The organism is Streptomyces sp. Root431 (genome assembly GCF_001426585.1).
GTDB lineage: Bacteria > Actinomycetota > Actinomycetes > Streptomycetales > Streptomycetaceae > Streptomyces > Streptomyces stackebrandtii.
This window is the reverse complement of record NZ_LMEI01000009.1, coordinates 618,364-643,967: the sequence shown is the minus strand read 5'-3', so window position 1 is coordinate 643,967 and position 25,604 is coordinate 618,364. Positions and strand designations below refer to the sequence as shown.

Here is a 25,604-nt window from a genome sequence, read left to right as displayed (position 1 = left end):
GACAGGATGCCCCGCATGAAGAGTGATCTTTTCGCGGGTGAGCACCTCGCCGAGGCGGCCGGCTTCCCGGGCATGACCCTGCAGAACGCCAAGTCGGTCAAGTACACCGTCAACGGAGAGATGCACGCCCGTCAGGGCTCGATGGTCGCCTTCCGCGGCGACCTCCAGTTCGAGCGCAAGGGCCAGGGCATCGGCGGCCTCCTCAAGCGCGCCGTCACCGGCGAGGGCCTGGCGCTGATGGCCGTGCGTGGCCAGGGCGAGGCGTGGTTCGCGCACGAGGCGCAGAACTGCTTCATCATCGAGATCGAGCAGGGCGACGCCTTCTCGGTCAACGGCCGCAACGTCCTCTGCTTCGACTCCACCCTCCACTACGAGATCAAGACGGTGAAGGGCGCCGGAATGACCGGCGGCGGCATCTTCAACTCCGTCTTCTCCGGCTACGGGAAGGTGGCGCTGATCTGCGAGGGCAGCCCCATCGTCATCCCCGTCTCCCCGCAGGCCCCCGTCTACGTCGACACCGACGCCGTCGTCGGCTGGAGCGAGCAGCTCCGCACCTCGCTGCACCGCTCGCAGTCCCTCGGCTCGATGATCCGCGGCGGCTCGGGCGAGGCGGTGCAGCTCAAGCTGGAGGGGCAGGGCTTCGTGGTCGTCCGGCCCAGCGAGCTCACCCCGCAGAAGAACTCGTCGAATTGAGGGACGAGTGAGGCTGGAGCGGGTCGGGCGCCGGTACGGCCCGCGCGGACCGTGGGTCCTGCGCGAGGCCGTCCTCGACCTGCCCGCCTCCGCCCTCGTCCGGGTCGTCGGCACCAACGGCACCGGCAAGTCGACCCTGCTCCGGCTGGTCGCCGGGATCGACGCCCCGAGCGAGGGCCGGGTGACCGGCCGCCCGCCCCGCACGGCGTACGTCCCCGAACGCTTCCCCGTGGCCCTGCCCTTCACGGCCACCGACTACCTGGTCCACCTGGGCCGCGTCCAGGGCCTGGGCCGGGCGACGGCCAGGGCCCGCGCGGGGGAGTGGCTGGAGCGCTTCGGGGCCGCCGAGCACGCCCGTACGGAACTGGCGGAGCTCTCCAAGGGCACCGGCCAGAAGGTCGCCGTCGCCCAGGCCCTCCTCGCGGACCCGGACCTCCTCGTCCTCGACGAGGCCTGGACGGGTCTCGACACCACCGCCCGCGCCGAACTGGACCGAGCCGTCCGGGAGCGGGTCGCGGCGGGTGGCACGGCCGTCTTCGTCGACCACGACCCGCGGCGCCTCGCGGGGGAGGCGGACGCGGTGTACGAGGTGCATTCGGGTGCGGTACGGGCCGTGCCGGCAGCGGTGCGGGAAGCGCCGCGGGAGCCCCGGGTCCGGATCACCGCCTCCGGCGGCAAGCCGCTCCCCGAGGGCCTGCCGGGCGCCCCCGCCGCCGAGCCGCAGGACCCGGACGACGCCACCCGCCCCCTCGTCCTGACCGTCGACGCGGCCCACTCCGACGCGCTCCTCGCGGCGCTCCTCGCCGCCTCCTGGCACATTCACCGACTCGACTCCGAAGGCGTACGCGCATGACGGCGCTCCTGCGCTACCAGGCGGGTCTGCTGCTCCGCTCGCAGCGCTGGCTCGCACCGCTCCTCCTCTACGCGGCCTTCCTCGCCGTCGGCGTCCGCGCGGGCGAACCCGTGCTCGGCGCGCTCGGCTTCTCGACGGCGGGCCTGGTGCCGGTGACGGCCTGGTGCGTACGGATCTGCCTCACCCAGGAACCGGCCGCCGCCCGGAACGTCGTCGCCGCGGCCGCCGGCCGGAGCCGCGCCCACCTCGCGGCGCTCCTCACCGGGACCGCCCTGCCGGGGCTCCTCGGCGTGCTCGCCGTCCTCGGTCTCACCGCGATCGGCGACCGGCGCGGGGTCGGCGCGCCCGCCGCCGCGGCCGCCGGGCTCCTCGCGACGGCGGCCTGTGTCCTGACGGGCGCCGCCGTGGGCGCCCTGACCGCACGCCCGTTCCTCAAGGCGGCCGGCTGGTCGGTCGCGGCCCTCGTCACCGGCTCGCTCCTCGCGCTCGTCACCACGGGCTCTCCGGCGAAGCACGCCCTGACCGCCCTGGTCACGGGTGCCCGCACGACGACCGCGCAGCTGCCGTGGCTCGCGTGCGCCGGCGCCGTGCTCCTCGCGGCGGCGACGGCGGCCCTCGCCTGCCGGGCCACGGCGCACCTGGAATGAGCGGGCCCGGAGTGAGTACGCTCGAAGGCATGACCGAGTCGACGTCGTCGTACTGCACCCCCGAGCCCGGCCCGACGCCCGAACCTGCGGCCGAGGGGCCTTTCGCCTCCTGCGTCCTGTGCCAGGAGCCGACCGAGTACCCGGAGTCGACCAAGGGGATCACGCTCTGCCCGGTCTGCGAGTGGCAGGAGGCCCAGCGCAATGCCTGCTCGGGCTGACGTGAGCAGCTGACGTGACCAGCTGACCTGACCGGCTGACGTGAGCAGCTGATGCGCCTCAGCGGCTCATGAGCTCCGAGACCTTCACGAAGCGGTAGCCGCGCGCCCGCAGCTCCGGGACGATCCGGCGGATCGCCCGCTCGGTGACGGGGGCGGCGCTCCGCGTGCAGTGCATGACGACGAGCGAGCCGGGCTTGACCCCGTCGAGCACCTGCTCGGCGACCGCGTCCGCGTCCTTGGCGAAGGCATCGCCGCTGACCACGTCCCACTGGACCGCCGTCACCCCGGCGGGGCCGAGCGCGCGCAGGGCGGCGTCGTCGTAGCAGCCACCGGGGAAGCGGAAGTACGGGACGACGTTGACGGCCCCGGCATCGCGGAAGGCGTCGAAGGCCCGCTGCACGTCGGCCGTCATGTCGGGTCCCGCGACGGTCGGGAGGCCGTAGCAGGGGGACGCGAAGGCGTAGTGGCTGTACGAGTGGTTGGCGATCTCGAAGCGCGGGTCCCCGCCGATGGATTTCGCCTGGTCCGGGTACTCCTCCGCCCAGCGGCCCGTCATGAAGACGGTGGCGTCCACCTTGAGCCGGCGCAGGGTCGCGATCAGCTGCGGGTTGTCGAAGCGCTCGCCGCCCGCGGCGCGCGGTCCCTGGTCGGCCGTCATGTCGGCGTCGAAGGTGAGCGCGACGACCTTCTCGGCGTCCCGGGTACGGCGGCTGTAGACGGGGGTGAGCCCGCCGGGCCCCGGGGCCAGGGTGGGCGGCGCGGTGCGGCCTGCGCCTCGTCCGGCCGCCGGCTTGGGCCCGGCCGCCGCGTCGGCCTTCGGCGACGGGCTGCGGGTGACGGCCGGCCCCGTCGGCTCCTTCGCCACGGGGGCCGGGGCGCCGCCCCCGCCGCAGCCGACGAGAGCGGCGCCCAGGAGGACGAACGCCGCCATATTTCGTACAGGAATGTTCACGCTCGGAAGTTAACCGATCAAAGTGGCTAACGCTCGCGACTCGACAGCAGGAGCGCCCGAGTCCACGCGCTGAGCTGACGCACCATCGCCTGGGCGTGCGCGGCCCGCTCGCGGCGGAAGGGAAGGACGAGAAGCGCGGGGACGAAGGCGAGGGTGACGAGCAGCAGGGGCACCGTCGCGACGAGGACGATGAGGGCGCGCTGCGCCCAGCGGAGAGTACGCATGGGGTTCCTTCGGGTGGTTGGCCGGGTGAGCCCCCACCGTCGGACGCGTCCGGTACGTTGCGAAAGCCGCAACCGTTGCCGGTGCGGTGTCAACGGCACGGGGGAGGGGGCCGCATGACCGAAGTAGCCCGTACGCAGGGCGACTCGTCGGAGATCGAGCGGGGCAGTGTCGCCGAAGTTGCGGCGCTCGGCACCGTGTTGAAGGGGCTGTTCAACAGACTGGACATCCCCCAGGCCCAGTACGCGCACCGCGTCCACCTCGACAAGTCCGCCGTCTCCCGCTACCTCGCCGGCCGCCGGCTCGCTCCCCAGGACTTCATCGACCGCCTGGTGAGGGAGGTGGAGGAGCACGTCGGCGCCCCGCTCCAACCGGAGGCGAAGGAGGCCCTCCGCAGCCAGCGGCTGGAGGCGCTGCGCGTCTGCAACCCGGACGAGTTCCGGCTGGAGAGCCTGCGGGACGAACTGGCCCGCTCCCGGCGCGACACGGAACGGGCCCACCGCAACATCGAGGCCCTCCACGCCCTCCTGGAGAAGAAGGAGTCGGAAGTCCGTCACGTCTCCGAAGACCTCACCCGCCTCCGCCTGGACTGGGGCGCCGAGCGGACGGCCCTCGACCGGCTCCGCCAGGACCTCCGGGACGCCGAGCGCCTCCGGGAGGAGGCCGAGCGCCAGAGCCGGGAGCTGCGGGACCAGGTGCTGAGGCTGGAGGAGGAACTGTCGAGGCGGGGGCCTGCGCAGGCCCCCGACGACGTACCGCTGGAGCTGTTCAAGAGCCAGTTGATGTGGATGTGGGACGAGGACGACCTCCCCGAGGCGGCGCGGGATCTGACCGAGGCCGCCTGGTCCCGCCCCCTGGACGAGGTGGCGGAGCTGCTGCGCTGGCTGACGGAGCACAGAGCTGCCCCGGAGACCTTCGCCGCGGACGTGGCGCGGCTGCGGCCGCTGGGCGACGTGCTGGCGTTCGCCCCGGAGGTCGTACGGCTGGGACGGACCCGGACCCGGGAGTCGTGGACGGCGGCGGTCGCCGCCCGGATCACCGAGCGGAACGCGGCCCTCGTCCTCCAGGGCCTGCGGGACGTCGAGATCCGCTCGGACTCCGAGGCCGACCGCGTTCTCTCCGTGGCGGTGGGCCGCACGCGGAGCGACGCGGAGGCGGTCGCCCTCGTGACGGCCGCGCTGGGCGGCACGGCGGCTCCGGTCCGCCTGGCGCGGGTGGCGGAGAAGCTCGCCAACGGGAGCCGGCTCGACCGGTTCGGCCTGCGGGCCCTGGTGGGGATCGCGAAGGCGGGGCGCCACGACATGGCGGCCCTCGTCCTCACCGCGGCGATCGGCTCCGGGCCCGACCTGCGACTCGGCCGGGCCATCAGGGAGCTGGACGACGCCGGGATCGACACCCTGTTCGACGTGGTGACGTGGCTGGACGACACGGAGGTCATGACCACCTTCACCATGCGGCTGGCCCGCGCGGACGAGACGGCCCTCCTCGGCCGGCTGCTCACCGTCATGGTGGGTCACGGCCGGCTGGAACTCCTCGACCTGGAGTCCTCCGAGGTGCTGGCGAGCGCCGTCAGGGACTGGCGCCGCTCACGTCATCAGTAGCAGCCGCCGGCACTCGGCCACGTCGAAGTCCCCCGGCGGGTACGCCGGATCCAGCGCCTCCAGGTGTTCCAGCAGCAGCTTGCTGATCGCCCAGTTCCGGTACCACTTGCGGTCCGCCGGGACCAGGTACCAGGGCGCCTCGTCCGTCGAGCAGCGCTCCAGGGCGACCTCGTACGCCTCCCGGTACGCCGGCCACACCGACCGCTCCTCGATGTCGCCCGGGTTGAACTTCCAGTGCTTCTCCGGATTGTCCAGGCGCTCCAGGAGCCGGTTGCGCTGCTCCTCGTAGGACAGGTGCAGGAAGACCTTGACGACCGTCACCCCGTCCTCGGCGAGGGACTTCTCGAAGTGGTTGATCTGGCCGTAGCGGCGGTCGAGCCGGGAGCGCGGGACCAGGTCGCGGACGCGCGCGATGAGGACGTCCTCGTAGTGCGAGCGGTCGAAGATGCCGATCTCGCCCGGCTGCGGGAGCGCCATCATGATCCGCCAGAGGAAGGGGTGGTTCCGCTCCTCCGGGGTCGGGGCCTTGAAGGCGCGGATGCGGCAGCCGGACGGATTGAAGAGGCCGATGACGTGCTTGACCGTGCCGCCCTTGCCGCTGGTGTCCATGCCCTGGAGGATCAGGAGCAGCCGTCGCCGGTCGCCCGCCGCGCTCGACGCGTACAGCCGTTCCTGGAGGTCGGCGAGGCGCGGCGCGAGGGCGGCGGTGGCGGCCAGGCCCGACGCCTTGTCGGCGGGCCCGGCCGGGATCGCCGAGGCGTCGTACGCGGTGAGGTCGAGGGGCTCGCCCCCGGGGACGCGCAGCAGGTCACGCAGGGGCGTGTCCCGCTGCCGACGCTGCTTCTTCGCCGGGTCGTCCTTCGTCTTCGCCGGGTCGTCCTTCGTCTTCTTCCGCTCGTCCCTCTTCTTCGCCACCGCGTGACCCTTCCGCCGCTCTCCCCGTCCTTCCCCGATCCTGCGCCGGAACCGGGCCGCCCGCGACCGCGGACCGCGTGTGGTGGAAGAGGAGGTTGAGCAGGAAGGCGGCGAGGGCCGCGCTCGTGATGCCGCTGCCGAGGATGATGCGGGACCAGGCCGGGAAGCCGTCGTAGATCCCGTCCGCGACCTCCGGCAGCAGCCCGACGCCGAGCGCGACCGCCGCGATCGTCAGGTTGTGCCCCTGGTCGAGGTCGACCCGGCGCAGGGTGTTCACGCCGACCATGGTGACCGTCGCGAAGAGCACGAGCCCCGCGGCGCCGACGACCGGGCCGGGGAGCGCGGCGACGACCGCGCCGAGGCGGGGGACGAGGCCGAGGGCGACGAGGATGCCGCCCGCGACGGCGGTGACGTACCGGCTGGCGACCTTGGTGATGCCGATCAGGCCGACGTTCTGGGAGAAGACCGTGTCCATGAAGGAGTTCATGGCGCCGCCGAGGACGCCGGAGAGCCCGTCCGCCGCCAGGCCGCGCGCCAGGTCCTTGTCGGTGACCGGGCGGCCGGTGGCCTCGCCGACGGCGAGCATCGCGGCCGTCGACTCGGTGAAGATCACCAGCATCACCACGCACATCGCGATGACGGCGGTCGGCGGGAACTGCGGCGCCCCGAAGTGGAAGGGAGCGGCCAGGCCCACCCAGTCGGTGCCGGAGACCCGGGAGAAGTCCGTGAGCCCCAGGGGGACGGCGGCGAGCGTGCCGAGCACCAGGGCGATCAGGATGCCGATCTGGCCGAGGAAGCCCCGGGCGAACCGGGTGAAGAGCACGACGAAGAGGAGGACGCCCGCCGCCAGGGCCAGCCGCTCGCCGGAGGCGTAGTCGGCGGCCTCCGGGTCGTTGCCGGTGATGAGCCCGGCCCCGACGCCGATCAGGGACAGCCCGACGACCGTGATGACCGTGCCGCTCACGAGCGGCGGGAAGAAGCGGACCAGCCGGGCGAACGGCACCGCCACGAGCAGCCCGAAGAGTCCGGCCGCCAGCATCGAGCCGTACACGGCCGGCATGCCGTACTCCTGCTCGATCAGGATCATCGGGGTCACGCCCGCGAAGGTCGCCCCCGTGACGATCGGCAGCCGGATGCCGAGGACCTTCCCGACGCCGAGGCTCTGGACGAGCGTGACGAGTCCGGCGATCAGCAGGTCGGCGTTGATGAGGAGGGCGATGGCCGCCGGATCGAGGCCGGCGGCGGCGCCGAAGACGAGCGGGACGGTGACGCACCCGGTGTACATGATGAGCACGTGCTGCGTGCCGAGCGCGGCGAGCCGCCCGAACGGCGGTCGCCGGTCCACGGGATGAGCAGGAGGAAGGGTCACGAGCGCATTCACGCAAGTGTTCGTTGTCGGCGTGGGGCGGTCGCGCTACGAGCGCGTTACGCGCGTAGCGCGACCACCCGTCACCTCACCGGTTCAGCTCAGCACCACGGGCCCGTCACCGCGAACGTCGTCCCCGGCGTGTAGCAGTTCACGTACATCGTGGAGCCGTCCGGGGAGAAGGTGACGCCCGCGAACTCGCCCCACTCCGGGGCCTCCGGGGTGCCGATGTTCTGGGCTCCGCGCGCGACCGCGTACACCTCGCCCTTCCTGCTCACCCCGTAGACGTGCTGCGCCCCTTCGCCGTCCTCGCTGACCATCAGGCCGCCGCTCGGCGTCAGGCAGATGTTGTCCGGCGACTCGCCGGGGAGCTGGATGTCCGTGCTCGGGCCGAAGACGACGACGAGCGTGAGGCGGCGCCGGTGCGGCTCGTACTTCCACACCTGACCGAAGTGCGTCGCGCCCGAGCCGTCCTTGAGGCGAGCGAAGGAGGACACGAAGTACACGGCCCGCCCGCCCCAGTAACAGCCCTCCAGCTTCTGGGCGTGCGTGATGCCCTTCGGCCCGAAGTCCTGGAGCCTGATCGGCGTCTCGGCGGCCTGCGGATCGGGTACGGGGACCCACTCGACGCCCTCGAAGCGCGCGCCGGTCTCCTGGATCACGGAGAGGTCGGGTACGCCGGGCACCCGCATGGCCTCCAGGGCGCCGCCCGCGCGCAGCGAACCGGTGCCGCCGAGCGGCTTGTGCGGGAGGAAGCGGTAGAAGAGGCCGAAGGGCTGCTGGAAGGCGTCCTCCGTCTCGTACACGATGCCGCTCGACGGGTCGACGGCGATCGCCTCGTGCTGGAAGCGGCCCATCGCGGTGAGCGGGACGGCCCCGGTGCGGTGCGGGTCGGCGCCGTCGACCTCGAAGATGAAGCCATGGTCCTTGGTGTAGCCGTTCGTCCCGGCCCGGTCCTCGGTCTCCTCGCAGGTCAGCCAGGTGTTCCAAGGGGTGGGCCCGCCCGCGCAGTTGACGGCGGTCCCGGCGATGGCGACGCGCTCGCCGAGGACGTTGTTCCGGCCGTCGAGTTCGAGGGCCGTGCACCCGCCCTTCGCGGCCGGGTCGTACGTCAGTCCGGGGACGGTCGGGACGCCGATCTTTCCGGTGACCCGGTTCTCGTGGTTGCGGACGAGGTGCACGCGCCCGCGGCGGCCGGCGAAGGCGCCCATGCCGTCGTGGTTGCTGGGGACGGGTCCCTCGCCGGAGCGGAGCGGATCGCCCTGCCGGGAGAGGACCTTGTAGTGGAAGCCGGCCGGGAGGTCGAGGAGTCCGGCGGGGTCGGGGAGGAGGGGGCCGTAGCCGCCCCGGTTCCCGATCCCGGCGGCGGCCGCGCCGCCGGCGAAGAGTTCGGAGAAGGCGCCGGTGAAGGCGATCCCGGCGACGGACGCGCCGGTGCGGGAGAGGATCTGACGTCGTGTCGCGGACATGAGGCAACAACTTCCTGTTGGCGGACAGGACAGGTGTGTGACGTGTGACCCGCATGTGTGTATCACGCACTGTGGTGACACGTGAACCATGCGGGCCACAACTGCCTCGTGTGGCGCCCGTTCTGACGTGAGGTCAGAAAGGGATCAGACCAGTTCGGCGGTGAGGGTGATCGTCGTGCCCGTGAGCGCCTGGCTGACCGGGCAGTTCTTCTTCGCGTCCTCGGCGAGCGCCTGGAACTTGGCGGCGTCCAGGCCGGGGACCTCGCCGCGCACGGTCAGGTGGATGCCCGTGATGCCCTGGCCGGGCTGGAAGGTGACGTCCGCCTTGGTCTCCAGGCGGGCCGGCGGTGCGTCGGCCTTGGCCAGGATGTTGGAGAAGGCCATCGAGAAGCAGGAGGAGTGCGCGGCGGCGATGAGCTCCTCGGGGCTCGTCTTGCCGTTCGGCTCCTCGGTCCTGGCGGGCCAGGAGACGTCGTACGAGCCGAGGCCCGACGAGTCGAGGGTGACGACGCCGGAACCCTTGAGGAGGTCGCCCTGCCAGACGGTGTGGGCGTGACGCACGGTGGCCATGGTGGATCCCTTTCGATCGGGTACGGCCCCCAAGCTACTGCGCGACCAGTCCCTTCGCGTCGCGGGCGAGCGCGGTGAGCCGGGAGATCGCCCGGAAGTACTTCTTGCGGTAGCCGCCGTTCAGCATCTCGTCGCTGAAGAGGCGGTCGAAGGGCATTCCGGAGGCGAGGACCGGTATCTCGCGGTCGTAGAGCCGGTCGGCGAGGACGACGAGCCGGAGCGCCGTCGACTGGTCGGGGACGGGCTGGACGTCGGTGAGGCAGACCGCCGAGAGGTCGTCGGTGAGCGCGCCGTACCGGCTCGGGTGCACCTTGGCCAGGTGGTCGAGGAGGTGCGGGAAGTCGTCGAGGGAGGCGCCCGGCGTCGCGTACGCGGTCTCCGTCACGACCTGGTCGGTGTAGGGCGCGGGGGCCTCGGGCAGGCCGCGGTGGCGGTAGTCCTCGCCGTCGATCCGCAGCGGCATGAAGTGCGCGGAGAGGCCCTGGATCTCGCGGAGGAAGTCGGCGGCGGCGAAGCGGCCCTCGCCGAGCTTGCCCGGGAGCGTGTTGGAGGTGGCGGCGAGCGCCACGCCCGCCTCGACGAGCTTGCCGAGGAGGCTGGAGACGAGGACGGTGTCGCCCGGGTCGTCGAGCTCGAATTCGTCGATGCACAGGAGACGGTGCCCGCTGAGGGTCTTCACCGTCTGCTGGAAGCCGAGCGCGCCGACCAGGTTCGTCAGCTCGACGAAGGTGCCGAAAGCTTTCAGCGCGGGCTCGGCGGGGGTCGCGTGCCACAGGGAGGCCAGCAGGTGGGTCTTGCCGACGCCGTATCCGCCGTCCAGGTAGACCCCGCGCGGCCCGCTCGGGGCGGCCGGCTTCTTGGCGAACCAGCGGCGCTTGCCGGCGCCGGAGGCGTGCGCCCCGCCGAGGCCCTCGGCGAAGCCGCTCAGCGCCTTGACGGCGTCCGTCTGGCTGGGCTGGTTCGGGTCCGGGAGGTACGTATCGAAACGTACGGAGTCGAAGCGCGGTGGCGGCACCATCTCCGCGACGAGTCGGTCGGCGGGGACGTGGGGCTCTCGGGAGCAGAGCGAGAGCGGGGCCGCTTCGGTGGAAGCCGCTTCGGTGAGGGCGTGGGTCGACACAGTTCCCCACTGTAAGCGCCATGTCAGACTGCGAGGATGCGACGTTTGCTCCCTGTGACCTACATGACAGACCCCGCAAACGAAGCGGGGGCCCAGGCCGGGACCCCTGCGAACGGGAGTCCGACCGGCGGCCGGGAGTGGTCCCTCGACGAGCTCGCCGACGCCTACGCGTACCCGGATGGTGACGCTGTGTGGCTGCGGGCCAACATGGTCTCGTCCCTCGACGGGGCCGGCCAGCACGACGGCCGCTCCCAGCCGCTCTCGTCCGAGACGGACATGCGGATCTTCGGCACCCTCCGCGGGCTCGCCGACGTGATCGTCGTGGGCGCGGAAACGGTACGCCTGGAGGGGTACCGACCGGCCAGGGCGCGGGAGGCCTTCGCGGAGCGCCGGGCCGCCGCCGGGCAGGGCCCCGCACCCGTGATCGCCGTGGTCACCGCCTCGCTGGACCTTGACTTCTCCCTGCCGCTCTTCACGGATCCGCTCGTCCCGACCCTGATCCTCACGGGGGCCGCCGCGCCCGCCGAGCGCGTACGGGCCGCCCGGGAGGCGGGCGCCGAGGTGCTGGTCGCGGGGGACGGGGCCGGGGTGGAGCCCGCCCGCGCGGTGGCGGCCCTCGCGGAGCGCGGGCTGCGGCGCCAGCTGACCGAGGGCGGGCCCCGTCTCCTTGGTCAGTTCGTGGCGGCGGACGTCCTCGACGAACTGTGTCTGACGATCTCGCCGACGATGACGGCGGGCGGTGCGCAGCGGATCGCGGGAGGCCCGTCGGTGGCCGTGCCGACACGCTTCTCGGTGGTGTCGGTGCTGGAGCAGGACGGCTTCCTCTTCACCCGCTACCGTCGGATCTGACAATCGGCGGAATTTGTCGTTCCGCTTTCCGTCCGCTGGGCACACTTATGTCGCAGACCCCGTGCGGGCACGGGGAAGGATGGTTTCCGCAGAAGGGCTCCTGAGGTGTTCACAAGCGTTCTGATGATCGAGAAGCCCCTGACGTCCGTCGACGTGGAGTTCGTCACCACGCTGCACGGCGACGAGGGCGTGTCCTTCATCGTCCTTATGCAGCCGCGTGGTGACCAGGCCGATGTGCTGTTGCGGGCCATCGACGACGTCGCCATGGGCGAACTGAAGGAAGCCGCCCACGAGGGCGGGGAACCGGAGGGCAAGGCCGCCCGGGTCCCCGCCGAGCAGGCCCTGGAGTACTCGCTCCAGGCCCTGAGGAAGGCCGGCTGCGAAGCGGTCGGCCAGGTCGTCGAGGACCACCCGCTCACCAAGATGAAGGCGGTGGTCGAGGAGGCGGAGGCGGACGAGGTGATCGTTCTCACCGCTCCGCACTACGTGGAGGAGTTCTTCCACCGGGACTGGGCCTCCCGGGCCCGCCACAAGGTCGGCGTACCCGTACTCAAGCTCTTCGCCCACAGCCAGGAGTAACACGTCCGGAGGCCCTGTCCGCGCCCCGTGCAGGGGGCGCGGACACGGCGGACCCGCCGTGCCCCGGGCCGTCCGCCGCGAGCCACTAGGCTGGTGCTTCCAGTACGACACAGCCAGACGCACCCCCGGGGAGAGATCCACATGGCACCCGCCATCCCTGCCGCCATGGAACGGCCGCACTTCATCGGCATCGGCGGTGCCGGCATGTCGGGCATCGCGAAGATCCTCGCCCAGCGGGGCGCCAAGGTCGCCGGCAGCGACGCCAAGGAATCCCCGACCGCCGAGGCCCTCCGCGCCCTCGGCGCCACGGTCCACATCGGCCACGCCGCCGAGCACCTCGCCGACGACGCCTCCGCCGTCGTCGTCTCCAGCGCCATCCGCGCCGACAACCCCGAGCTGGCCCGCGCCGCCGAGCTCGGCATCCCCGTCGTGCACCGCTCCGACGCGCTCGCCTCCCTCATGGACGACCTGCGCGCCATCGCCGTCGCCGGTACGCACGGCAAGACGACGACCACCTCGATGCTGGCCGTCGCCCTCACCGAGCTGGACCTCGACCCCTCGTACGCCATCGGCGGAGACCTCGCGGGCCCCGGCACCAACGCCCGCCACGGCACCGGGGACGTCTTCGTCGCCGAGGCCGACGAGAGCGACCGCAGCTTCCAGAAGTACGACCCCGAGGTCGCGATCGTCCTCAACGTCGAGCTGGACCACCACGCGAACTACGCCTCCATGGACGAGATCTACGAGTCCTTCGAGGCCTTCACCGCCAAGATCCGCCCCGGCGGCACCCTGGTCGTCGGCGAGCACGCCGGCGCCCGCGAGCTGGCCCGCCGGGTCGCGGACCGCGACGGCCTGAACATCGTCACGGTCGGCGAGTCCGAGGACTCCGACGCCCGGATCCTGAAGATCGTCCCGAACGGCATGAAGAGCGAGGTCGTCGTCCTCCTCGACGGCGTCGAGCACACCTTCACGGTCTCCGTCCCCGGCCGCCACTACGCCCACAACGCCGCCGCGGCCCTCGCCGCCGGCGCCCGCGTCGGCATCGACCCGGCCGAGCTCGCCCAGGCCCTCACCGCCTACACCGGCGTCGGCCGCCGCCTCCAGCTCAAGGGCGAGGCCGCGGGCGTCCAGGTCATCGACTCGTACGCGCACCACCCCACCGAGATGACCGCCGACCTGGAGGCCATGCGAGGCGCCGCCGGAGCCGCGCGCCTGCTCGTCGTCTTCCAGCCCCACCTCTTCTCCCGCACCCAGGAGCTCGGCAAGGAGATGGGCGACGCGCTGGCCCTCGCCGACGCCTCGGTCGTCCTCGACATCTACCCGGCCCGCGAGGACCCGATCCCCGGCATCACCAGCGAGCTGATCATCGCCGCCGCGCAGCGGGCCGGCGCCGACGTCACGGCCGTCCACGACAAGGCGGCCGTCCCGGACGTCATCGCGGGAATGGCCAAGCCCGGCGATCTCGTTCTCACCATGGGCGCGGGCGACGTCACGGACCTCGGCCCGCTGATCCTGGACCACCTGTCGAAGTAGCAGAGGGAGCGAGCTCATGGCGTACGACGTCGAGAAGCCGGACGAGCAGTGGCGTGCGGAGCTGACCCCGGCGGAGTACCAGGTACTGCGCCAGGCGGGCACCGAGCCCGCCTTCCGCGGTGAGTACACGGACACGAAGACGAAGGGCGTGTACTCCTGCCGGGCCTGCGGCGCGGAGCTGTTCACGTCGAACGAGAAGTTCGAGTCGCACTGCGGCTGGCCCTCCTTCTTCGACCCCAAGGACTCGGCGGCGGTCGAGCTGATCGACGACCGCTCCCACGGCATGGTCCGCACCGAGGTCCGCTGCTCGCGCTGCGGCTCGCACCTGGGCCACGTCTTCGAGGGCGAGGGCTACCCCACCCCGACGGACCAGCGGTACTGCATCAACTCGATCTCGCTGCGCCTGGAGCCGGAAGAGGGCTGACGGGTTCCCGGTCGACCGGGAACCCGGACGGCCCGTCAGACGTCCCCTGTGGTAGGACTATTCGGCATTGCAAACAGCCGACCACGGGGGACGGGGGAAACGTGGCAGTCACGGTTCCGGACTGGGCGGACACACTTCTCGATCTGATCGGGGTGGCGTGGCCGAACGTCGACGAGGACGCGTATCGCGAGATGGCGGACGCGCTCAGGGAGTTCGCGGAGGACCTGGAGGACGACGGTCAGCTCGCGAACAACCACTTCGAGCGGCTGCTGTCGTCGAGTCAGGGCGAGTCGATCGACGCGCTCAACGAGCACTGGGCAAAGGTCAAGAGCAAACACCTCAAGGACATCTCCGGCGCGGCCCGGACGGTCGCGGGCGGCCTGGACACGGCGGCCGGCGCGATCGAGGGCATGAAGCTCGCCGCACTCGTCCAGCTCGGCTATCTCGCGGCCGAGGCCGGCATCGCGATCTCGCTGATCCCGGTGACCGGCGGCCTGTCGGCGCTGATCGGCGCGGCGTCGATGCGGGCCACGCAAGAGGTCATCAAGCGCCTGATCAAGGAGTGCGTGGAGGAGGCCGTCGGCTACGTCGTGGCCGCGATGACCGAGCCCGCGGTGGCCGCCCTCGAAGGCATGGCCGCCGACCTCGTCGTCCAGCTCGGCGCGGTCGCGATCGGCCTCCAGGAGGGCGTCGACCTCGACCAGACGAAGAACGCCGGACAGGACGGCTTCAAGGAAGGCGTCCAGTCGGGCAAGGAGGCCATGAACCTGGCCTCGGCCGGCGGCGGTGGCGGCGGCTCCCAGGGCAGTGGGCTGAAGAACCTGCACATCGAGCACGCCGAGCACACCCACGCCTCCACCCAGCTCAACACCGTCAGCGCGGGCATCCACGGCAAGACCGCGGGCAAACTCACGAAGGCGAAGACCGCGCACGGCCGGACGAGGGGCCGTGACTCGATCGCCGACGCGATCGACCCGATCGCCGACAAGGCGCTCGAAGCGCTCACCAAGGCCGCGAAGAACATGGGCGACCACGTCGGCCAGACGCTCCCCAAGGCCGTCAAGCAGATCTCCGTCGACCACAAGAACACCGACGACAACCTCCGCGACCGCTTCGCCCGCCAGCGCAAGGGCGACCACGACAGCAAGGGGAGCGGCGGCGGAGGCGGCGGTGGTGGCGGCGGGAACGGCAATCCGCCCGGCGGAAGCGGCAACGGCGGCTCCGGCAACAACCCCGGCGGAAACCGCATCACCCCGGCCCCGCCCTGGCACGGTAGCTCCGCCGGTAACATGAGGCACCACCGGACGGACCCGCTCGACGTCAGCCACCTGACGCCCGAACAGCAGCGGGCGGCGCTCGTCCAGGAGGCCCGCGACCTCGCGAATCAGGCGCGCAAGGCCGACCCCGAAAACCCGAACGACCCGAAGCACCAGATCGACCTTGCCAAGACCCACTTCCCGCCCGGTACCAACCTCCTCGACGGATCCTGCTCCGGCAGCCTCCTGCACGACGGAACCGTCACGAGCCACTCCAGCGCCACCAAGGGAGCCGGCCAGAAGGTGCCCGATCTGCACCCCGCCATGCAGTCGATCTACGACGACGTCAAGGCGCAGATCGAAGGCGAAGGCAGGAACCCAGGGGCGGGACACGGCAAATGCGCGGAGGCCAACCTGGTCTCGGACCGGCTGCGGAGCCTCGACCCCGACGGCACCTCGATCAAGTCGGCCGACGACGTACGCCAGGCCATGAAGGGATCGCAGGTGTACAGCGTGCAGATCGGCGAGCAGGTCAAACCGCACCCCCTCGGCCACGGCGAGTACAAACCCCCGTGCCGCTCGTGCGAGATCGCAATGGACATGGCGGGCGTCTCCGCCTACACCGGATAAGGAGTTCCCGTGCCGCGAATGGAAACCCGGGAGGACGTCGACGCCTGGTTCGGGGAACACGGATGGTTCCCCGGCCGTGACGTGACCGACCAGGCGACGGCGATGATCAAGGAGGTCGCCGAGCAGTACCGGGAAGCAGGCTTCCCGGTGGAGCCCTTCGCGGCCGCGACCGCCTTCCTCGCCGAACACGGCGGGCTGCGCCTGACGATCGACGCCCCCCGCGAGGAGTACCTCTACTTCACCCCGTACCTGGGCTACCGTTCGGCTCCGGCCGACGTCGCCGAACTGAGCCGCGACCTCGGCGTACGACTCTTCCCGGTCGGCCTCGACAGCTCGGACTCGTCCCCGGTGCTCGTCGACGAGCAGGGCAGGTTCTTCTACCTTCACCACACCGGCGCCTACTACATGGGCGCCGACAAGCACGAGGCGATGATCAGCCTCGCCCACGCCCCGATGCAGGACGCGGAGGACTACTTTGTCTGACCTGATTCCCGGCACGGCCGCGTCGCTGCTCATGCACGGCACGATCACCAGCCACACCAACCTCACAGGTGACGGCGAGCCTCACCTCCACCCCGCCGTCCAGGAGTTCTTCGACGCGCTTCCGCCCTCCCTGCGCGAGCCGTTCATCGGCTACTGCGCCGAGTCCGCGCTCGTCTCCGACGAGCTCTTCGGCCTCGACCGGAAGCGGGCCGACGGCCGGACGATCACCCTGGACGAGGCGGCCCCGCACTTCGAGGGCGCCGCGCTCGTCGCCCGTAAGATCCGTCCGCACGGCGACCCCGAGCACGGTACGGAGGCCGAGGTCTGCCGCTCGTGCACGGCGCTCCTCGACCGGCTCGGCATCGACGTCCTCCACGGCGAGGCGTGACCTGCCCGTGCACGACGTACTGACGAAGGCCGGCTGGCGGCAGGGGCGTGACGCGGGGGACGCCGCCATGCTGGCGATCCTCACGACGGTGACGGTCGGCGGGGGGAGCGTCTTCCCCGCCGCCGAGCGCGCCGTGCGCGAGTTCCACGGCCTGCGCGTGCCGCCCGCCCAGGACGGCGGGCGCGAGGTCGCCGCCACCGGCTGCGTCGTCGACCCCCGCGAGGCCCGCTTCGCTAGCCCTCAGCTCGACCGCCTCGGGGCCGAGCTCGGAGTCCGGCTCTTCCCCTTCGGCCGTACGGACACGGACGCGCCCCTCGCCGTCGACGAGGAGGGCCGGCTCCTGATGCTCGGCACCGGAGGGCCCTGGCTGCTCGGGCGGACGGCGGGTGAGGGCCTGGCCGCGCTCGCGGAGGGAATCGCACCGACCCGTCTCCGCGCGCCCCGCCGGCGCTTCCCGCTGCCCGGGGCCCCGGCCGACCTCGCCGCCGCCGTACGCGCCGCCCTCGTCGCCGTCTACGTCCTGCACAGCAACGGCGTGTACGGCGCCCGGGCGGTACGCCTGCGGGCGACGACCCTGCGCGGGATCGGCGTCGTGGCCGTGGACGAGGTCTTCCCGCTGGGCCCCGGCTCCCTGGAGAGCAGCACCGAACCGCTGATCGCCGCGATGACCGGGCGCCTCGACGCCGCAGGCGTACGCGCGGGCGGCTGCGAACTGACCCTGACGATTCCCGTGCCGCGCGGTACGGAAGGGCCGCCGGCCACCGTGGAGTGCGCCGTGACGGTGGGCAACCCGGCGGAAGGGCCCGCACTGACCCTGTCGGCCGGCCTGTCCGCGTCCCTCGGCCCCACGGCGACCGTGCTCGACGCCTGCGCCGAGGCCTTCGCCGCCTGGTCGGGGACTCCGCTCGGCCCCTGACCGCAGATCCGGGCTGCGGTCGGCTGCCCGTTCAGGCAGCCCGTCCGCACGTCCGGATGCCCGCACGTCCAGGCGTCCTAGTGGACGGAGAACCCGCCGTCCACGAAGAGGGACTGCCCCGTCACGTACGCCGAGGAAGCGCTCGCCAGGAAGACGGCCGCGCCCGCGAAGTCCCCGGCCAGGCCGTTGCGGCCGACCATGGTCCGGGCGGCGAGCGCCTCCACCTTCTCCGGGTCGGAGGAGAGCCGCCGGTTGAGCGGGGTCATGACGAAGCCGGGGACCAGGGTGTTGGCCGTGACGCCGTACGGGGACCAGGCCTCCGCCTGCGAGCGGGCCAGCGACTCCAGCGCGCCCTTGGACACCCCGTACGCCCCGCTCTGCACGAACGCGCGGTGGGCCTGCTGGGACGTGATGTGGATGATCCGGCCGAAGCCGCGCTCGGCCATGCCGGGGCCGAAGCGCCGGCCGAGGAGGAACGGCGCCTCCAGGTTCACGGTCATCGTGGTGTCCCAGACCTCGTCGTCCAACTCGCCCAGCGGGGGCCGGAGGTTGATCCCGGCCGAGTTCACCAGGATGTCCGGCTCGCCGAACACGGCCGCAGCCGCCTCCGCCCCGGCCTTGATCCCCTCGCGGGTGCTCAGGTCGGCGCTCACCCAGGCGGCCCGGCAGCCCTCGGCGGTCAGCTCGTCCACGGTCTCGACGAGCTCCTCCTCCTTGCGCGCCAGGACCACCACGCTCGCCCCCGCGCGTGCCAGGGCCCCGGCGATGGCCCGGCCGATGCCCGAACTGCCGCCGGTGACGAGGGCGGTGCGCCCGTCGAGCGAGAACAGCTCGGAGAGATAGGCGCCGGGGGTCGTACTCATCGTGTCGCTCCTCGTGTCGTACGGCGCCGGCCCGTCCTCGTGCGGGGGATTGGCCGGTCCCCGCATCCTGGCACAGGGCATTCGCGGGCAACGGACCCGCATCACGGTCGACGGCCGGCCGCCGCGCGGCACCCTGCGCCGGGCGGGCAGGCGGTCACACCCAGAGGTAGTTCTCGTCGGTGACGGCGGGGAGGGCGGCATCAGTGACGGTGGCGCGGGGGTCGGGCAGGGCGGCGAGGGCGGGGCCGATGGGCGGGAAGAGGGGCAGTTCGGCGGTCCTGCGGTAGTCGATCCATTCGACGACGCCGGTCTCGTGGCTGCCGTCGGGCAGTTCGTCCTGCTCGACCTCGGCGAGGGCGGCACGGATTTCGGGGGTGATGTGGAGGCGGTAGATCAGGTGGAGTTTGCGCGGGGGCGGGGTGGGGCCGGGGCGGGTGACGCGCTGGTCGATGACCCACATCAGGTCGCCGCCTTCGGCCAGGGCGGTGTCGAGGTCGAGCTCTTCGGAGAGTTCGCGGGCGAGGGCCTGGTCGAGGTCCTCGCCGTGCTCGACGTTGCCGCCGGGCGGGGTGTAGTGGGTGGAGTCGGGGCGGTCGCGGCGGATGAGCGCGACGTCGTCGCCGCAGAACACCAGGGCCCCGGTCCGGATCTTGATCCGGGAGAACGGGTCCGCCGCGGTGTCGGGTGTGCTGGTCATGGCGGCCAGTATCGCCGTCGGGCGGCCGGTCGGGCGGTCGGGCGGCCGGCAGGCCGGGCACCGCGGCCGAGCACGGCGGCCCGACCGCGGGCGACTCCAAGTCGCGGTGGAGAGTGCGAGTCGGGGCCCGAGCAGCGGTCACTTCCGCCAGAACAGGTGGTGGGTCACCCCGCTCGGGCTGGGAACGACGTCCAGGTGGAAGCGGTCGAGCAGCTCCTCGGGGGACTCCCAGAGCCGTACGCCGGACCCGAGCTTCACCGGTGAGACCGCCACGTGCAGGGTGTCGACGAGGTCGGCGTCGAGGAACTCGCGGATGGTGGTGGCCCCGCCGCCGAGTCGGACGTCCTTGCCCTGCGCCGCCTCCTTGGCCTGCGCGAGGACCGTGGCGGGGTCGCCGTCGACGAAGTGGAACGTGGTGTCGGAGAGCGTGAACGAAGGACGCTTGTGGTGGGTCATGACGAACACCGGCGTACGGAACGGGGGCTCGTCACCCCACCAGCCCTGCCACTCGTGGTCCTGCCAGGGCCCGCGCTGGGGCCCGAACTTGTTGCGGCCCATGATCTCGGCGCCGATGTTCCGGGCGTAGTCCCGCGTGAGGTAGTCGTCCAGGCCCCGGCTGCCCCCGGGATCGGTGCGCATGGGCCAGCTCGCCGTGGCACCGGCCCAGGCGAACAGCCTCCCGGGGTCGACGTGACCGAACGGCCTCTCCAGGGTCTGGTCCTCGCCCGCGCCGATCCCGTCACTCGAGACGTTGAAGTTCTGGACTCTCAGTAGCTGAGGCACGTGTTCCTCCTGTGGTGTCGACAGAGGTGAGACCGGCCGAGCCGCGGATACTCATCGCTGCGGTCCCGTCGCGAACGCCAGTGGCGGGGCGATGGCCTGGACGTCCGCCCCCTCGCCCACCCACAGGCCGATGAAGAGCGCGGCCGTCGCCTCCAGCAGGCCGGCCCGGTCGAGGCCGCCGCCGGCCACCGGTTCGCAGCCTATGTCGCGGACCAGCCCCTCCACGTGAGCCAGCGCCGACGCGTCGTCGCCGCACAGCGGGACGGCGAGGGGCCGCCCGTCGAAGACCGGCGGGGTCATCCGCCAGACGTCCTCGTGGCAGAGGTTGAAGGCCTTCACCACCCGCGCACCGGGGGCCGCCCGGGCCAGCCGCAGGGCCGCCGAGGGCCCGCCGTCCGTCAACAGCCGGAAGCCGGGGCCGACCGGGTTGGAGCAGTCGATCAGGACCCGCCCCTCAAGCCGCTCCCGTACGGCTCCGACGACCTCCGCCCCGGCGCCGTACGGGAGCGCGGCGAGGACGACCTCGCCGAAGCCGGCCGCCTCGTCCGGGTCGCCGTACCGCGTGCCGCCGCCCATCCGGGCCGCGAGCAACTGCGCCTTCCGCGCGTCGCGGCCACCGACGAGCACCTCGTGCCCCGCCCGCACCCAGTGGGTGGCGAGCGCCTGAGCCATGTTTCCCGTCCCCAGGACGCCGATCCTCATGGTTCCGTTCCCTTTCTGGCTTTCCCACGTCCGTTTCGGACGCCTGCGGAAACGACATTAGGGAGCCCTTCGGGCACCATTTGGTACGTGACTTCCGACGGATATCTCGCCGACTGCCGCGCGCGCCTCGCCTTCGACCTGCTCGGCAACACCTGGAACTCGGTGGTGCTTTGGGCCTTGAAGGGCGGGCCCTGCCGCCACGGCGAACTCCAGGAACGGATCGGCGGGATCAGCTCCAAGGTCCTCACGGAGACGCTGCGGCGGCTGGAGTTCAACGGCCTCGTGGAGCGCCGTACGGGCACGGCGCCCCGCGTCGCGTACGAGCTCACCCCCCTGGGCCGGACCTTGCTCGGTCCGATCGACGCCTTCGGCGCGTGGGCCTTCGAGCACGGCGACGAGGTCATGGCCGCCCAGGAGAGGCACGGAGGGTGAGGCCGGGGCCGGCGGCCGCGCGTTCGGCCCGCGCTGTTCGTGTGGGCGATCAGCGCTGGGCGTAGGCGGCGGGGCGGTCGGTCTGCTGCCGGCTAGCCCGCAGGCCAATGCGGGTTCGGCATGCCGTCATCGCTCATGTGCGACCGCTGCCAGATCCCGTTCCAGCTGAACGAGGTCCCCGGCACGAACCGGTGACGCTTCCCGCACGAACACGGCGCCAGCACCCACGAGCACTCGCGGCACAGCTCGATACAGCCGTGCCCGGTCGGGCTCGGCACCCGCGGTCCTTCATTCCCGCAAGCCGGGCAGCCGGGCGGCTCGGCGCCGTCCAGAATCGCGTTCTGCCGCCGTACGTACGCGGACAGTCGCAGCGACGGGTGGCGAAACGGGTCTTGGTGCCAGGCGTGGTCCGGGCCGTCCCACCTGCTCCGCAGCCACCACGGTCGCGGGTTCGATACGGCCCGCCGCCCCGACCGCTTCTCCGCCCGGCGTTGCGCGGCGTACTCCTCGGCCCGGGCGAGCCACAGCACCCGCGCCTCATGCAGTTCCTCCACCGCCCGCACCAGCGCGTCCGGGTCCGCCTCCAGCCGCCGGGGGATCGCGGCGCTGAGCGTGAGGTGGTGGTACGTCGCCCGGAAGCCGTACGGAGCGAAGAGGGTGATGCAGGTCCGCAGCGCGCTGTGCCGGCGGCGGAGGGGAAGGCGAGCGTCGTGCACGAGCGCTCGGTGGGTCAGGAAACTGGTCATGGTGTGGGCGCCAGGTCCAGCGCCCGTGCCAGGGCGGCAGTGACGGCGGCAGCGTGGGCCGGCAGGTGCTGTTCAGCCCAGTTTCCGGCAAGGCTGAGGAAGTCCTGCACATCCTGCTGGGCGCCCGCCACGAGCCTGCGTACCTCGTCCACCGGCAGCTCGATCACCGGGCCATCCGTCCCCTCGACATCGTGCGTCAGCCGGACGATGTCGCCGACGCGTTCGGCCATCGAGGACGGATCGTGGCCGAAGGAGGAGCAGCCGGTGCCGTCGAGCACCTCCAGCCAGTCCCGCCAGGTCTCCAGGCCGTTGCAGCAGCCCGGCTCGACGAAGACGGTGTCGGTGGCGTCGTCGGTCACGCGGAACCCACCGGCGGCGAACAGATCGGGCATGGTGAGCAGGCCGTGCAGGAACGAACCGAGCGGGTCGGTCGGGCACGGCCCGTGCTCCTCCTCCGACTCGAAGTCGTTGCAGTCGGCGATCCGCATGACTGCCGTGCCGACCTCCGCCGGAGTCAGCTCCCCGTTCAGCACGAGGTAGCCGAATGACTCGTGCTCGCCCACCGGCCAGTGCGCGAAGTCGTCGACAGCGGAGATCTCCAGAACGGGTTGCATCACGATCACATGGGGATGATGCCGAACCCACTGCTGCACCGCCACGAGCTTTCGGCCGCCGACGGCGGCAGCTCGCCTCCCCGCGTGGGACCCTCGACGGCCGGTCGGCCGGGAGCCGTTCTCATGACCGGCCGGGCCCGTCGAGGCGTTCGGTGGGACCGGCGAAGGAGAGGAAGAGCGTCCGCGTGGTGAGCAGCCAGACGCCGTCCACCTTGCGGAACGTGTCTTCGTAGTGCCCCACTTGAACCGGGGGCCGCGGCGGTACGAGGCCCTCGCTGTAGCCGTCGACGCGGTACGTGGTGAAGTAGGTGGTGGCGGTGGCGGTGTCCGCAGAGGCCACGGTGACCAGGATGTTGGTGCATATACGGCGGGACAGTCGGTCTGCGGGCCGGTTGCCGAAGTAGCTGCGCAGGGCGTCGTGACCCGCGATGCGGCGGTCGCCGGCGGGCCATTCCCAGGCGCCGTCCGGCGTGAAGAGGTCCGCCACCGAGCTCGGGTCCCCGAGGTCGAGCCGGTGGACGAACTCGACGACCAGCCGCTCACAAGCCCGCTCTGCGAGCAGGCGCTCCATCGGATCAAGAGTTGCTGCAGTCATGATCAACTCATATCAGGTCGACTCTGGTTGAGGCAGTCTCACCCGAGCTGGGGCCCCGCAGGAGAGGAGTGCGGGGCCGGCGGCCGTGTGTCCGGTCGCACTGTTCGTGCGGGCCGAACACACGGCCTCAGGTGGCCCTACGGAGCCGGGACGTATCCCGCCGGGCGGGTGGTGAACGTGCCCCGGCCCTGGGTGCGGCCGCGGAGGCGGGAGGCGTAGCCGAAGAGTTCGGCCAGTGGCACCGTCGCCGAGACCACCGCCGTACCCGAGCGGGTCGTCGAGTCCGTGACCCGGCCCCGGCGGGCCGCGAGGTCGCCGAGGACCGTGCCGACGGACTCAGCAGGGACGGTGACCGTGACCTCCGCCACCGGTTCCAGGACCGCCATCGCGCTCGCGCGGAGCGCCTCGCGCAGCGCGAAGCGGCCCGCCGTGCGGAAAGCCATCTCCGAGGAGTCCTTCGGGTGCGTGGCGCCGTCCGTGAGCGTGACCCGGACACCCGTCACCGGGTGGCCGCCGAGGGGGCCCTCGACGAGGGCGTCCCGGCAGCCGGCCTCGACCGCGCGGATGTACTCCTGCGGCACTCGGCCGCCCGTGACGGCGGAGACGAAGGCGAAGTCGTCGTCCCCGTCCGTCGGCTCCACGTCGATGACGACATGGGCGAACTGGCCCGCGCCGCCGTCCTGTTTGACATGGCGGTACAGCAGGCCGGTGACGCCCTTCGTCACCGTCTCGCGGTACGCGACCTGCGGACGTCCGACCGTCACCTCCAGGCCGCGGTCGCGCCTGAGCTTCTCCACCGCGACCTCCAGGTGCAGTTCGCCGAGGCCCGACAGGACCGTCTGGCCCGTCTCCGGGTCGGACCGCACGACGAGGGACGGGTCCTCCTCGGAGAGCCGGGCGAGGGCCGTCGCGAGCCGACCGGTGTCCGTGCTCCGGCGGGCCTCCACGGCGACCGAGACCACCGGGTCGGCGGTCGTCGGCGGTTCGAGGACGACCGGCGCGTCCGGCGCGCACAGCGTCGCGCCCGCCCGGGCGGTTTTCGGGCCGACGACGGCGACGATGTCCCCGGCGCGCGCCGCGTCCAGCTCCGTCGCCCGGTCGGCCTGGACGCGCAGGATGCGGGAGATCCGCTCGGTGCGGCCGGTGGTTGTGTCGAGCACGGTGTCCCCCTTCGTGAGCGTGCCCGCGTAGACGCGGACGTAGGTCATGCGGCCGGTGGCCGTCGCGCTCACCTTGAACGCGAGCGCGGTGAACGGCGCCGCCGGGTCCGCCGGCGTCTCGCCGCGTACCGGAGGCATGTCGGACGGTGCCGGCAGGTACGCGACGACGGCGTCGAGGAGCGGTTCGACGCCCCGGTTGCGGTAGGCCGAGCCGCAGAGCACGACGACGGCCTCGCCGGTGAGGGTGAGGTCGCGGAGCGCGCCCGTCAGCGTCTCCTCGGAGAGCGCGGAGTCCGCGCAGAACTCCTCAAGCGCGGCGGGATGCAGCTCCGCCACCGTCTCCTCCAGGCGTCGCCTGCGGTGCCGGGCCTCGTCGCGGAGCCCGTCCGGGACCGGCTGCTCGGTGTACGTGTCGGCGCCGTCGGCCCACACGTACGCCCGCATCCGGACCAGGTCCACGACGCCGGTGAAGCCGTCCTCGCGCCCGATGGGAAGCTGCACGGGGAGCGGGACGGTGCCCAGGCGCGTACGGATCGACTCCACGGCGCCGTCGAGCTCCGCGCCCGCCCGGTCCAGCTTGTTGACGAACGCGATGCGCGGCACGCCGTGCCGGTCCGCCTGCCGCCACACCGTCTCGCTCTGCGGCTCGACGCCCGCGACGGCGTCGAAGACGGCGACGGCGCCGTCGAGGACGCGCAGCGAACGCTCGACCTCGTCGGAGAAGTCGACGTGGCCCGGTGTGTCGATCAGGTTGATCCGGTGGCCTGCCCAGTCGCAGCTGACGGCCGCGGCGAAGATCGTGATGCCCCGGTCCCGCTCCTGCGGGTCGAAGTCCGTGACGGTCGTGCCGTCGTGGACCTCGCCGCGCTTGTGGGTGGCGCCGGTGAGGAACAGGATCCGCTCGGTGACGGTGGTCTTGCCCGCGTCGACGTGGGCGAGGATGCCGAGGTTGCGGACGGCGTGGATGGTGGTGAGGGAAGTACGCACGGTCTCGTGCCTTTCGCTGCTGCGTGGAAACAGGGCAGCGCGATTCCCGGACGGATCCTGAGAAGGTCAGGCCGTCACGGGCGGCGATGGCGGGCGCGCAGCCGCCACCGCTCGGCCGAGGAGGCGAGGATCACGTCGTACCGGGCACGGGAGGGCGACACGACGACGGCGCTACGGCTCGTGCGCATGGTCGTTCCCCCCTCGGTCAGGTGCCGGCCGGCACACCGATCGGTGCGCCGAGACGCGAGTGTAGGGAGGACAACGGCCCGCGCGACAGCGAATTTCGGCTCCGGGCACGGCCAACCGCCTTGTTAGCCTGGCCGTTTGATCGAGGGGCGGAG

29 protein-coding genes and 1 pseudogene are annotated in these 25,604 nt (G+C 72.2%); 15 read left to right on the top strand and 15 right to left on the bottom strand.

The window, feature by feature from the left end; genetic code table 11:
- Positions 1-15 precede the first annotated feature (15 nt).
- Genes ASC82_RS16470 through ASC82_RS16455 form a run of 4 tightly spaced genes read left to right on the top strand, consistent with a single transcriptional unit; the run spans position 16 to position 2,411 of the window.
- The gene (locus tag ASC82_RS16470) at positions 16-693 is read left to right on the top strand and encodes an AIM24 family protein (RefSeq protein ID WP_056648012.1); all 678 of its coding nucleotides are present in this window, start codon (positions 16-18) and stop codon (positions 691-693) included.
- A gap of 7 nt (positions 694-700) precedes the next feature.
- Positions 701-1,546: an ATP-binding cassette domain-containing protein gene (locus tag ASC82_RS30045; protein ID WP_056648009.1), complete on the top strand. Its 846-nt coding sequence runs from the start codon at positions 701-703 to the stop codon at positions 1,544-1,546.
- Positions 1,543-2,193, top strand: coding sequence for a hypothetical protein (locus ASC82_RS30040; RefSeq protein ID WP_056648006.1), 651 nt, complete (start codon positions 1,543-1,545; stop codon positions 2,191-2,193). Before ASC82_RS30045 ends, ASC82_RS30040 begins: the two co-directional genes overlap by 4 nt.
- A gap of 29 nt (positions 2,194-2,222) precedes the next feature.
- Entirely contained in the window at positions 2,223-2,411 is a 189-nt protein-coding gene (locus ASC82_RS16455; protein ID WP_056648641.1) for a hypothetical protein, read from the top strand.
- Positions 2,412-2,469: 58 nt separating this feature from the next.
- Here ASC82_RS16455 and ASC82_RS16450 read toward each other — a convergent pair whose 3' ends face one another.
- Both ASC82_RS16450 and ASC82_RS16445 read right to left on the bottom strand, forming a co-directional pair.
- Positions 2,470-3,342 carry a polysaccharide deacetylase family protein gene (locus ASC82_RS16450; protein ID WP_056648003.1) on the bottom strand — a complete coding sequence of 291 codons (873 nt, stop codon included), beginning with the start codon at positions 3,340-3,342 and terminating at the stop codon, positions 2,470-2,472.
- 47 nt (positions 3,343-3,389) lie between these two features.
- Positions 3,390-3,587: a hypothetical protein gene (locus tag ASC82_RS16445; protein ID WP_056647998.1), complete on the bottom strand. Its 198-nt coding sequence runs from the start codon at positions 3,585-3,587 to the stop codon at positions 3,390-3,392.
- Positions 3,588-3,701: 114 nt separating this feature from the next.
- Here ASC82_RS16445 and ASC82_RS16440 point away from each other — a divergent pair, with 114 nt between their 5' ends.
- Positions 3,702-5,186 carry a hypothetical protein gene (locus tag ASC82_RS16440; protein WP_056647994.1) on the top strand — a complete coding sequence of 495 codons (1,485 nt, stop codon included), beginning with the start codon at positions 3,702-3,704 and terminating at the stop codon, positions 5,184-5,186.
- Here ASC82_RS16440 and ASC82_RS16435 read toward each other — a convergent pair.
- From ASC82_RS16435 to zapE, 5 genes are all read right to left on the bottom strand, one after another.
- Entirely contained in the window at positions 5,172-6,002 is an 831-nt protein-coding gene (locus ASC82_RS16435; protein ID WP_242427694.1) for a polyphosphate kinase 2 family protein, read from the bottom strand. The genes ASC82_RS16440 and ASC82_RS16435 overlap by 15 nt on opposite strands.
- Entirely contained in the window at positions 5,995-7,446 is a 1,452-nt protein-coding gene (locus tag ASC82_RS16430; RefSeq protein WP_242427670.1) for a nucleobase:cation symporter-2 family protein, read from the bottom strand. Before ASC82_RS16430 ends, ASC82_RS16435 begins: the two co-directional genes overlap by 8 nt.
- A 122-nt stretch (positions 7,447-7,568) precedes the next feature.
- Positions 7,569-8,936, bottom strand: a complete 1,368-nt coding sequence (locus tag ASC82_RS16425) for an alkaline phosphatase PhoX (protein WP_107105900.1) — start codon at positions 8,934-8,936, stop codon at positions 7,569-7,571.
- 144 nt (positions 8,937-9,080) lie between these two features.
- Positions 9,081-9,506, bottom strand: a complete 426-nt coding sequence (locus tag ASC82_RS16420) for an OsmC family protein (RefSeq protein WP_056647986.1) — start codon at positions 9,504-9,506, stop codon at positions 9,081-9,083.
- Positions 9,507-9,540: 34 nt separating this feature from the next.
- A complete protein-coding gene (zapE, locus tag ASC82_RS16415; protein WP_056647983.1) occupies positions 9,541-10,626 on the bottom strand; it encodes a cell division protein ZapE in 1,086 nt (361 codons plus the stop codon).
- A 36-nt stretch (positions 10,627-10,662) separates the two neighbouring features.
- Here zapE and ASC82_RS16410 point away from each other — a divergent pair, with 36 nt between their 5' ends.
- The 9 genes and pseudogenes from ASC82_RS16410 (at position 10,663) to ASC82_RS16375 (ending at position 17,684) form a co-directional block, all read left to right on the top strand.
- The gene (locus tag ASC82_RS16410) at positions 10,663-11,475 is read left to right on the top strand and encodes a pyrimidine reductase family protein (protein ID WP_079039289.1); all 813 of its coding nucleotides are present in this window, start codon (positions 10,663-10,665) and stop codon (positions 11,473-11,475) included.
- Between the two features lie 105 nt (positions 11,476-11,580).
- Positions 11,581-12,054 (top strand): hypothetical protein, encoded by a 474-nt coding sequence (locus ASC82_RS16405; RefSeq protein ID WP_056647977.1) that lies wholly within the window; start codon positions 11,581-11,583, stop codon positions 12,052-12,054.
- Positions 12,055-12,195: 141 nt separating this feature from the next.
- On the top strand, positions 12,196-13,587 hold the full coding sequence (gene murC, locus ASC82_RS16400) for a UDP-N-acetylmuramate--L-alanine ligase (protein ID WP_056647975.1): 1,392 nt from the start codon (positions 12,196-12,198) through the stop codon (positions 13,585-13,587).
- Positions 13,588-13,603: 16 nt separating this feature from the next.
- Positions 13,604-14,011 (top strand): peptide-methionine (R)-S-oxide reductase MsrB, encoded by a 408-nt coding sequence (gene msrB, locus ASC82_RS16395; RefSeq protein WP_024755072.1) that lies wholly within the window; start codon positions 13,604-13,606, stop codon positions 14,009-14,011.
- 101 nt (positions 14,012-14,112) lie between these two features.
- Positions 14,113-15,153 (top strand): annotated as a pseudogene (locus tag ASC82_RS31405) (type IV secretion protein Rhs); the annotation flags it as partial.
- A gap of 147 nt (positions 15,154-15,300) precedes the next feature.
- The gene (locus tag ASC82_RS31400) at positions 15,301-15,897 is read left to right on the top strand and encodes a YwqJ-related putative deaminase (protein WP_277914788.1); all 597 of its coding nucleotides are present in this window, start codon (positions 15,301-15,303) and stop codon (positions 15,895-15,897) included.
- An 18-nt stretch (positions 15,898-15,915) separates the two neighbouring features.
- Positions 15,916-16,380 (top strand): SUKH-3 domain-containing protein, encoded by a 465-nt coding sequence (locus ASC82_RS16385; protein ID WP_056647970.1) that lies wholly within the window; start codon positions 15,916-15,918, stop codon positions 16,378-16,380.
- The gene (locus tag ASC82_RS30395; RefSeq protein ID WP_056647968.1) at positions 16,373-16,768 is read left to right on the top strand and encodes a YwqJ-related putative deaminase; all 396 of its coding nucleotides are present in this window, start codon (positions 16,373-16,375) and stop codon (positions 16,766-16,768) included. Before ASC82_RS16385 ends, ASC82_RS30395 begins: the two co-directional genes overlap by 8 nt.
- Before the next feature lie 7 nt (positions 16,769-16,775).
- Positions 16,776-17,684 (top strand): SUKH-3 domain-containing protein, encoded by a 909-nt coding sequence (locus tag ASC82_RS16375; RefSeq protein WP_056647966.1) that lies wholly within the window; start codon positions 16,776-16,778, stop codon positions 17,682-17,684.
- Positions 17,685-17,761: 77 nt separating this feature from the next.
- On the opposite strand, the gene ASC82_RS16370 is transcribed toward ASC82_RS16375, so the two are convergent.
- The 4 genes from ASC82_RS16370 to ASC82_RS16355 form a co-directional block, all read right to left on the bottom strand.
- Entirely contained in the window at positions 17,762-18,547 is a 786-nt protein-coding gene (locus ASC82_RS16370; RefSeq protein WP_056647963.1) for an SDR family oxidoreductase, read from the bottom strand.
- A 154-nt stretch (positions 18,548-18,701) separates the two neighbouring features.
- Positions 18,702-19,244 carry an NUDIX domain-containing protein gene (locus ASC82_RS16365; RefSeq protein ID WP_056647961.1) on the bottom strand — a complete coding sequence of 181 codons (543 nt, stop codon included), beginning with the start codon at positions 19,242-19,244 and terminating at the stop codon, positions 18,702-18,704.
- A gap of 138 nt (positions 19,245-19,382) precedes the next feature.
- Positions 19,383-20,027, bottom strand: a complete 645-nt coding sequence (locus ASC82_RS16360; RefSeq protein ID WP_056647958.1) for a dihydrofolate reductase family protein — start codon at positions 20,025-20,027, stop codon at positions 19,383-19,385.
- A 51-nt stretch (positions 20,028-20,078) separates the two neighbouring features.
- Positions 20,079-20,729 carry an NAD(P)-binding domain-containing protein gene (locus ASC82_RS16355; RefSeq protein WP_056647954.1) on the bottom strand — a complete coding sequence of 217 codons (651 nt, stop codon included), beginning with the start codon at positions 20,727-20,729 and terminating at the stop codon, positions 20,079-20,081.
- Between the two features lie 87 nt (positions 20,730-20,816).
- Between ASC82_RS16355 and ASC82_RS16350 the strand changes: the two genes are divergently transcribed.
- On the top strand, positions 20,817-21,161 hold the full coding sequence (locus ASC82_RS16350) for a helix-turn-helix domain-containing protein (protein ID WP_056647949.1): 345 nt from the start codon (positions 20,817-20,819) through the stop codon (positions 21,159-21,161).
- Positions 21,162-21,253: 92 nt separating this feature from the next.
- Here ASC82_RS16350 and ASC82_RS16345 read toward each other — a convergent pair whose 3' ends face one another.
- From ASC82_RS16345 to fusA, 4 genes are all read right to left on the bottom strand, one after another.
- A complete protein-coding gene (locus ASC82_RS16345) occupies positions 21,254-21,907 on the bottom strand; it encodes a hypothetical protein (RefSeq protein ID WP_056647946.1) in 654 nt (217 codons plus the stop codon).
- On the bottom strand, positions 21,904-22,566 hold the full coding sequence (locus ASC82_RS16340; RefSeq protein WP_347336078.1) for a hypothetical protein: 663 nt from the start codon (positions 22,564-22,566) through the stop codon (positions 21,904-21,906). Before ASC82_RS16340 ends, ASC82_RS16345 begins: the two co-directional genes overlap by 4 nt.
- A 76-nt stretch (positions 22,567-22,642) precedes the next feature.
- The gene (locus ASC82_RS16335) at positions 22,643-23,116 is read right to left on the bottom strand and encodes a nuclear transport factor 2 family protein (RefSeq protein WP_056647939.1); all 474 of its coding nucleotides are present in this window, start codon (positions 23,114-23,116) and stop codon (positions 22,643-22,645) included.
- A gap of 137 nt (positions 23,117-23,253) precedes the next feature.
- Positions 23,254-25,263, bottom strand: coding sequence for an elongation factor G (fusA, locus tag ASC82_RS16330; RefSeq protein ID WP_056647936.1), 2,010 nt, complete (start codon positions 25,261-25,263; stop codon positions 23,254-23,256).
- Positions 25,264-25,604: the final 341 nt, after the last annotated feature.

Excerpts from the sequence above, each read along its gene's own strand:
- ASC82_RS16385 (WP_056647970.1), top strand. The coding sequence starts at position 15,916 with ATGGAAACCCGGGAGGACGTCGACGCCTGGTTCGGGGAACACGGATGG.
- ASC82_RS16450 (WP_056648003.1), bottom strand. The coding sequence starts at position 3,342 with ATGGCGGCGTTCGTCCTCCTGGGCGCCGCTCTCGTCGGCTGCGGCGGG.
- ASC82_RS16455 (WP_056648641.1), top strand. The coding sequence starts at position 2,223 with ATGACCGAGTCGACGTCGTCGTACTGCACCCCCGAGCCCGGCCCGACG.
- ASC82_RS16425 (WP_107105900.1), bottom strand. The coding sequence starts at position 8,936 with ATGTCCGCGACACGACGTCAGATCCTCTCCCGCACCGGCGCGTCCGTC.
- ASC82_RS16470 (WP_056648012.1), top strand. The coding sequence starts at position 16 with ATGAAGAGTGATCTTTTCGCGGGTGAGCACCTCGCCGAGGCGGCCGGC.
- msrB (WP_024755072.1), top strand. The coding sequence starts at position 13,604 with ATGGCGTACGACGTCGAGAAGCCGGACGAGCAGTGGCGTGCGGAGCTG.
- ASC82_RS16445 (WP_056647998.1), bottom strand. The coding sequence starts at position 3,587 with ATGCGTACTCTCCGCTGGGCGCAGCGCGCCCTCATCGTCCTCGTCGCG.
- ASC82_RS16365 (WP_056647961.1), bottom strand. The coding sequence starts at position 19,244 with ATGACCAGCACACCCGACACCGCGGCGGACCCGTTCTCCCGGATCAAG.
- ASC82_RS16345 (WP_056647946.1), bottom strand. The coding sequence starts at position 21,907 with ATGACCAGTTTCCTGACCCACCGAGCGCTCGTGCACGACGCTCGCCTT.
- ASC82_RS30040 (WP_056648006.1), top strand. The coding sequence starts at position 1,543 with ATGACGGCGCTCCTGCGCTACCAGGCGGGTCTGCTGCTCCGCTCGCAG.
- ASC82_RS16370 (WP_056647963.1), bottom strand. The coding sequence starts at position 18,547 with ATGAGTACGACCCCCGGCGCCTATCTCTCCGAGCTGTTCTCGCTCGAC.
- murC (WP_056647975.1), top strand. The coding sequence starts at position 12,196 with ATGGCACCCGCCATCCCTGCCGCCATGGAACGGCCGCACTTCATCGGC.
- ASC82_RS16355 (WP_056647954.1), bottom strand. The coding sequence starts at position 20,729 with ATGAGGATCGGCGTCCTGGGGACGGGAAACATGGCTCAGGCGCTCGCC.
- ASC82_RS31400 (WP_277914788.1), top strand. The coding sequence starts at position 15,301 with ATGAGGCACCACCGGACGGACCCGCTCGACGTCAGCCACCTGACGCCC.
- ASC82_RS16335 (WP_056647939.1), bottom strand. The coding sequence starts at position 23,116 with ATGACTGCAGCAACTCTTGATCCGATGGAGCGCCTGCTCGCAGAGCGG.
- ASC82_RS16410 (WP_079039289.1), top strand. The coding sequence starts at position 10,663 with ATGCGACGTTTGCTCCCTGTGACCTACATGACAGACCCCGCAAACGAA.
- ASC82_RS16440 (WP_056647994.1), top strand. The coding sequence starts at position 3,702 with ATGACCGAAGTAGCCCGTACGCAGGGCGACTCGTCGGAGATCGAGCGG.
- ASC82_RS16420 (WP_056647986.1), bottom strand. The coding sequence starts at position 9,506 with ATGGCCACCGTGCGTCACGCCCACACCGTCTGGCAGGGCGACCTCCTC.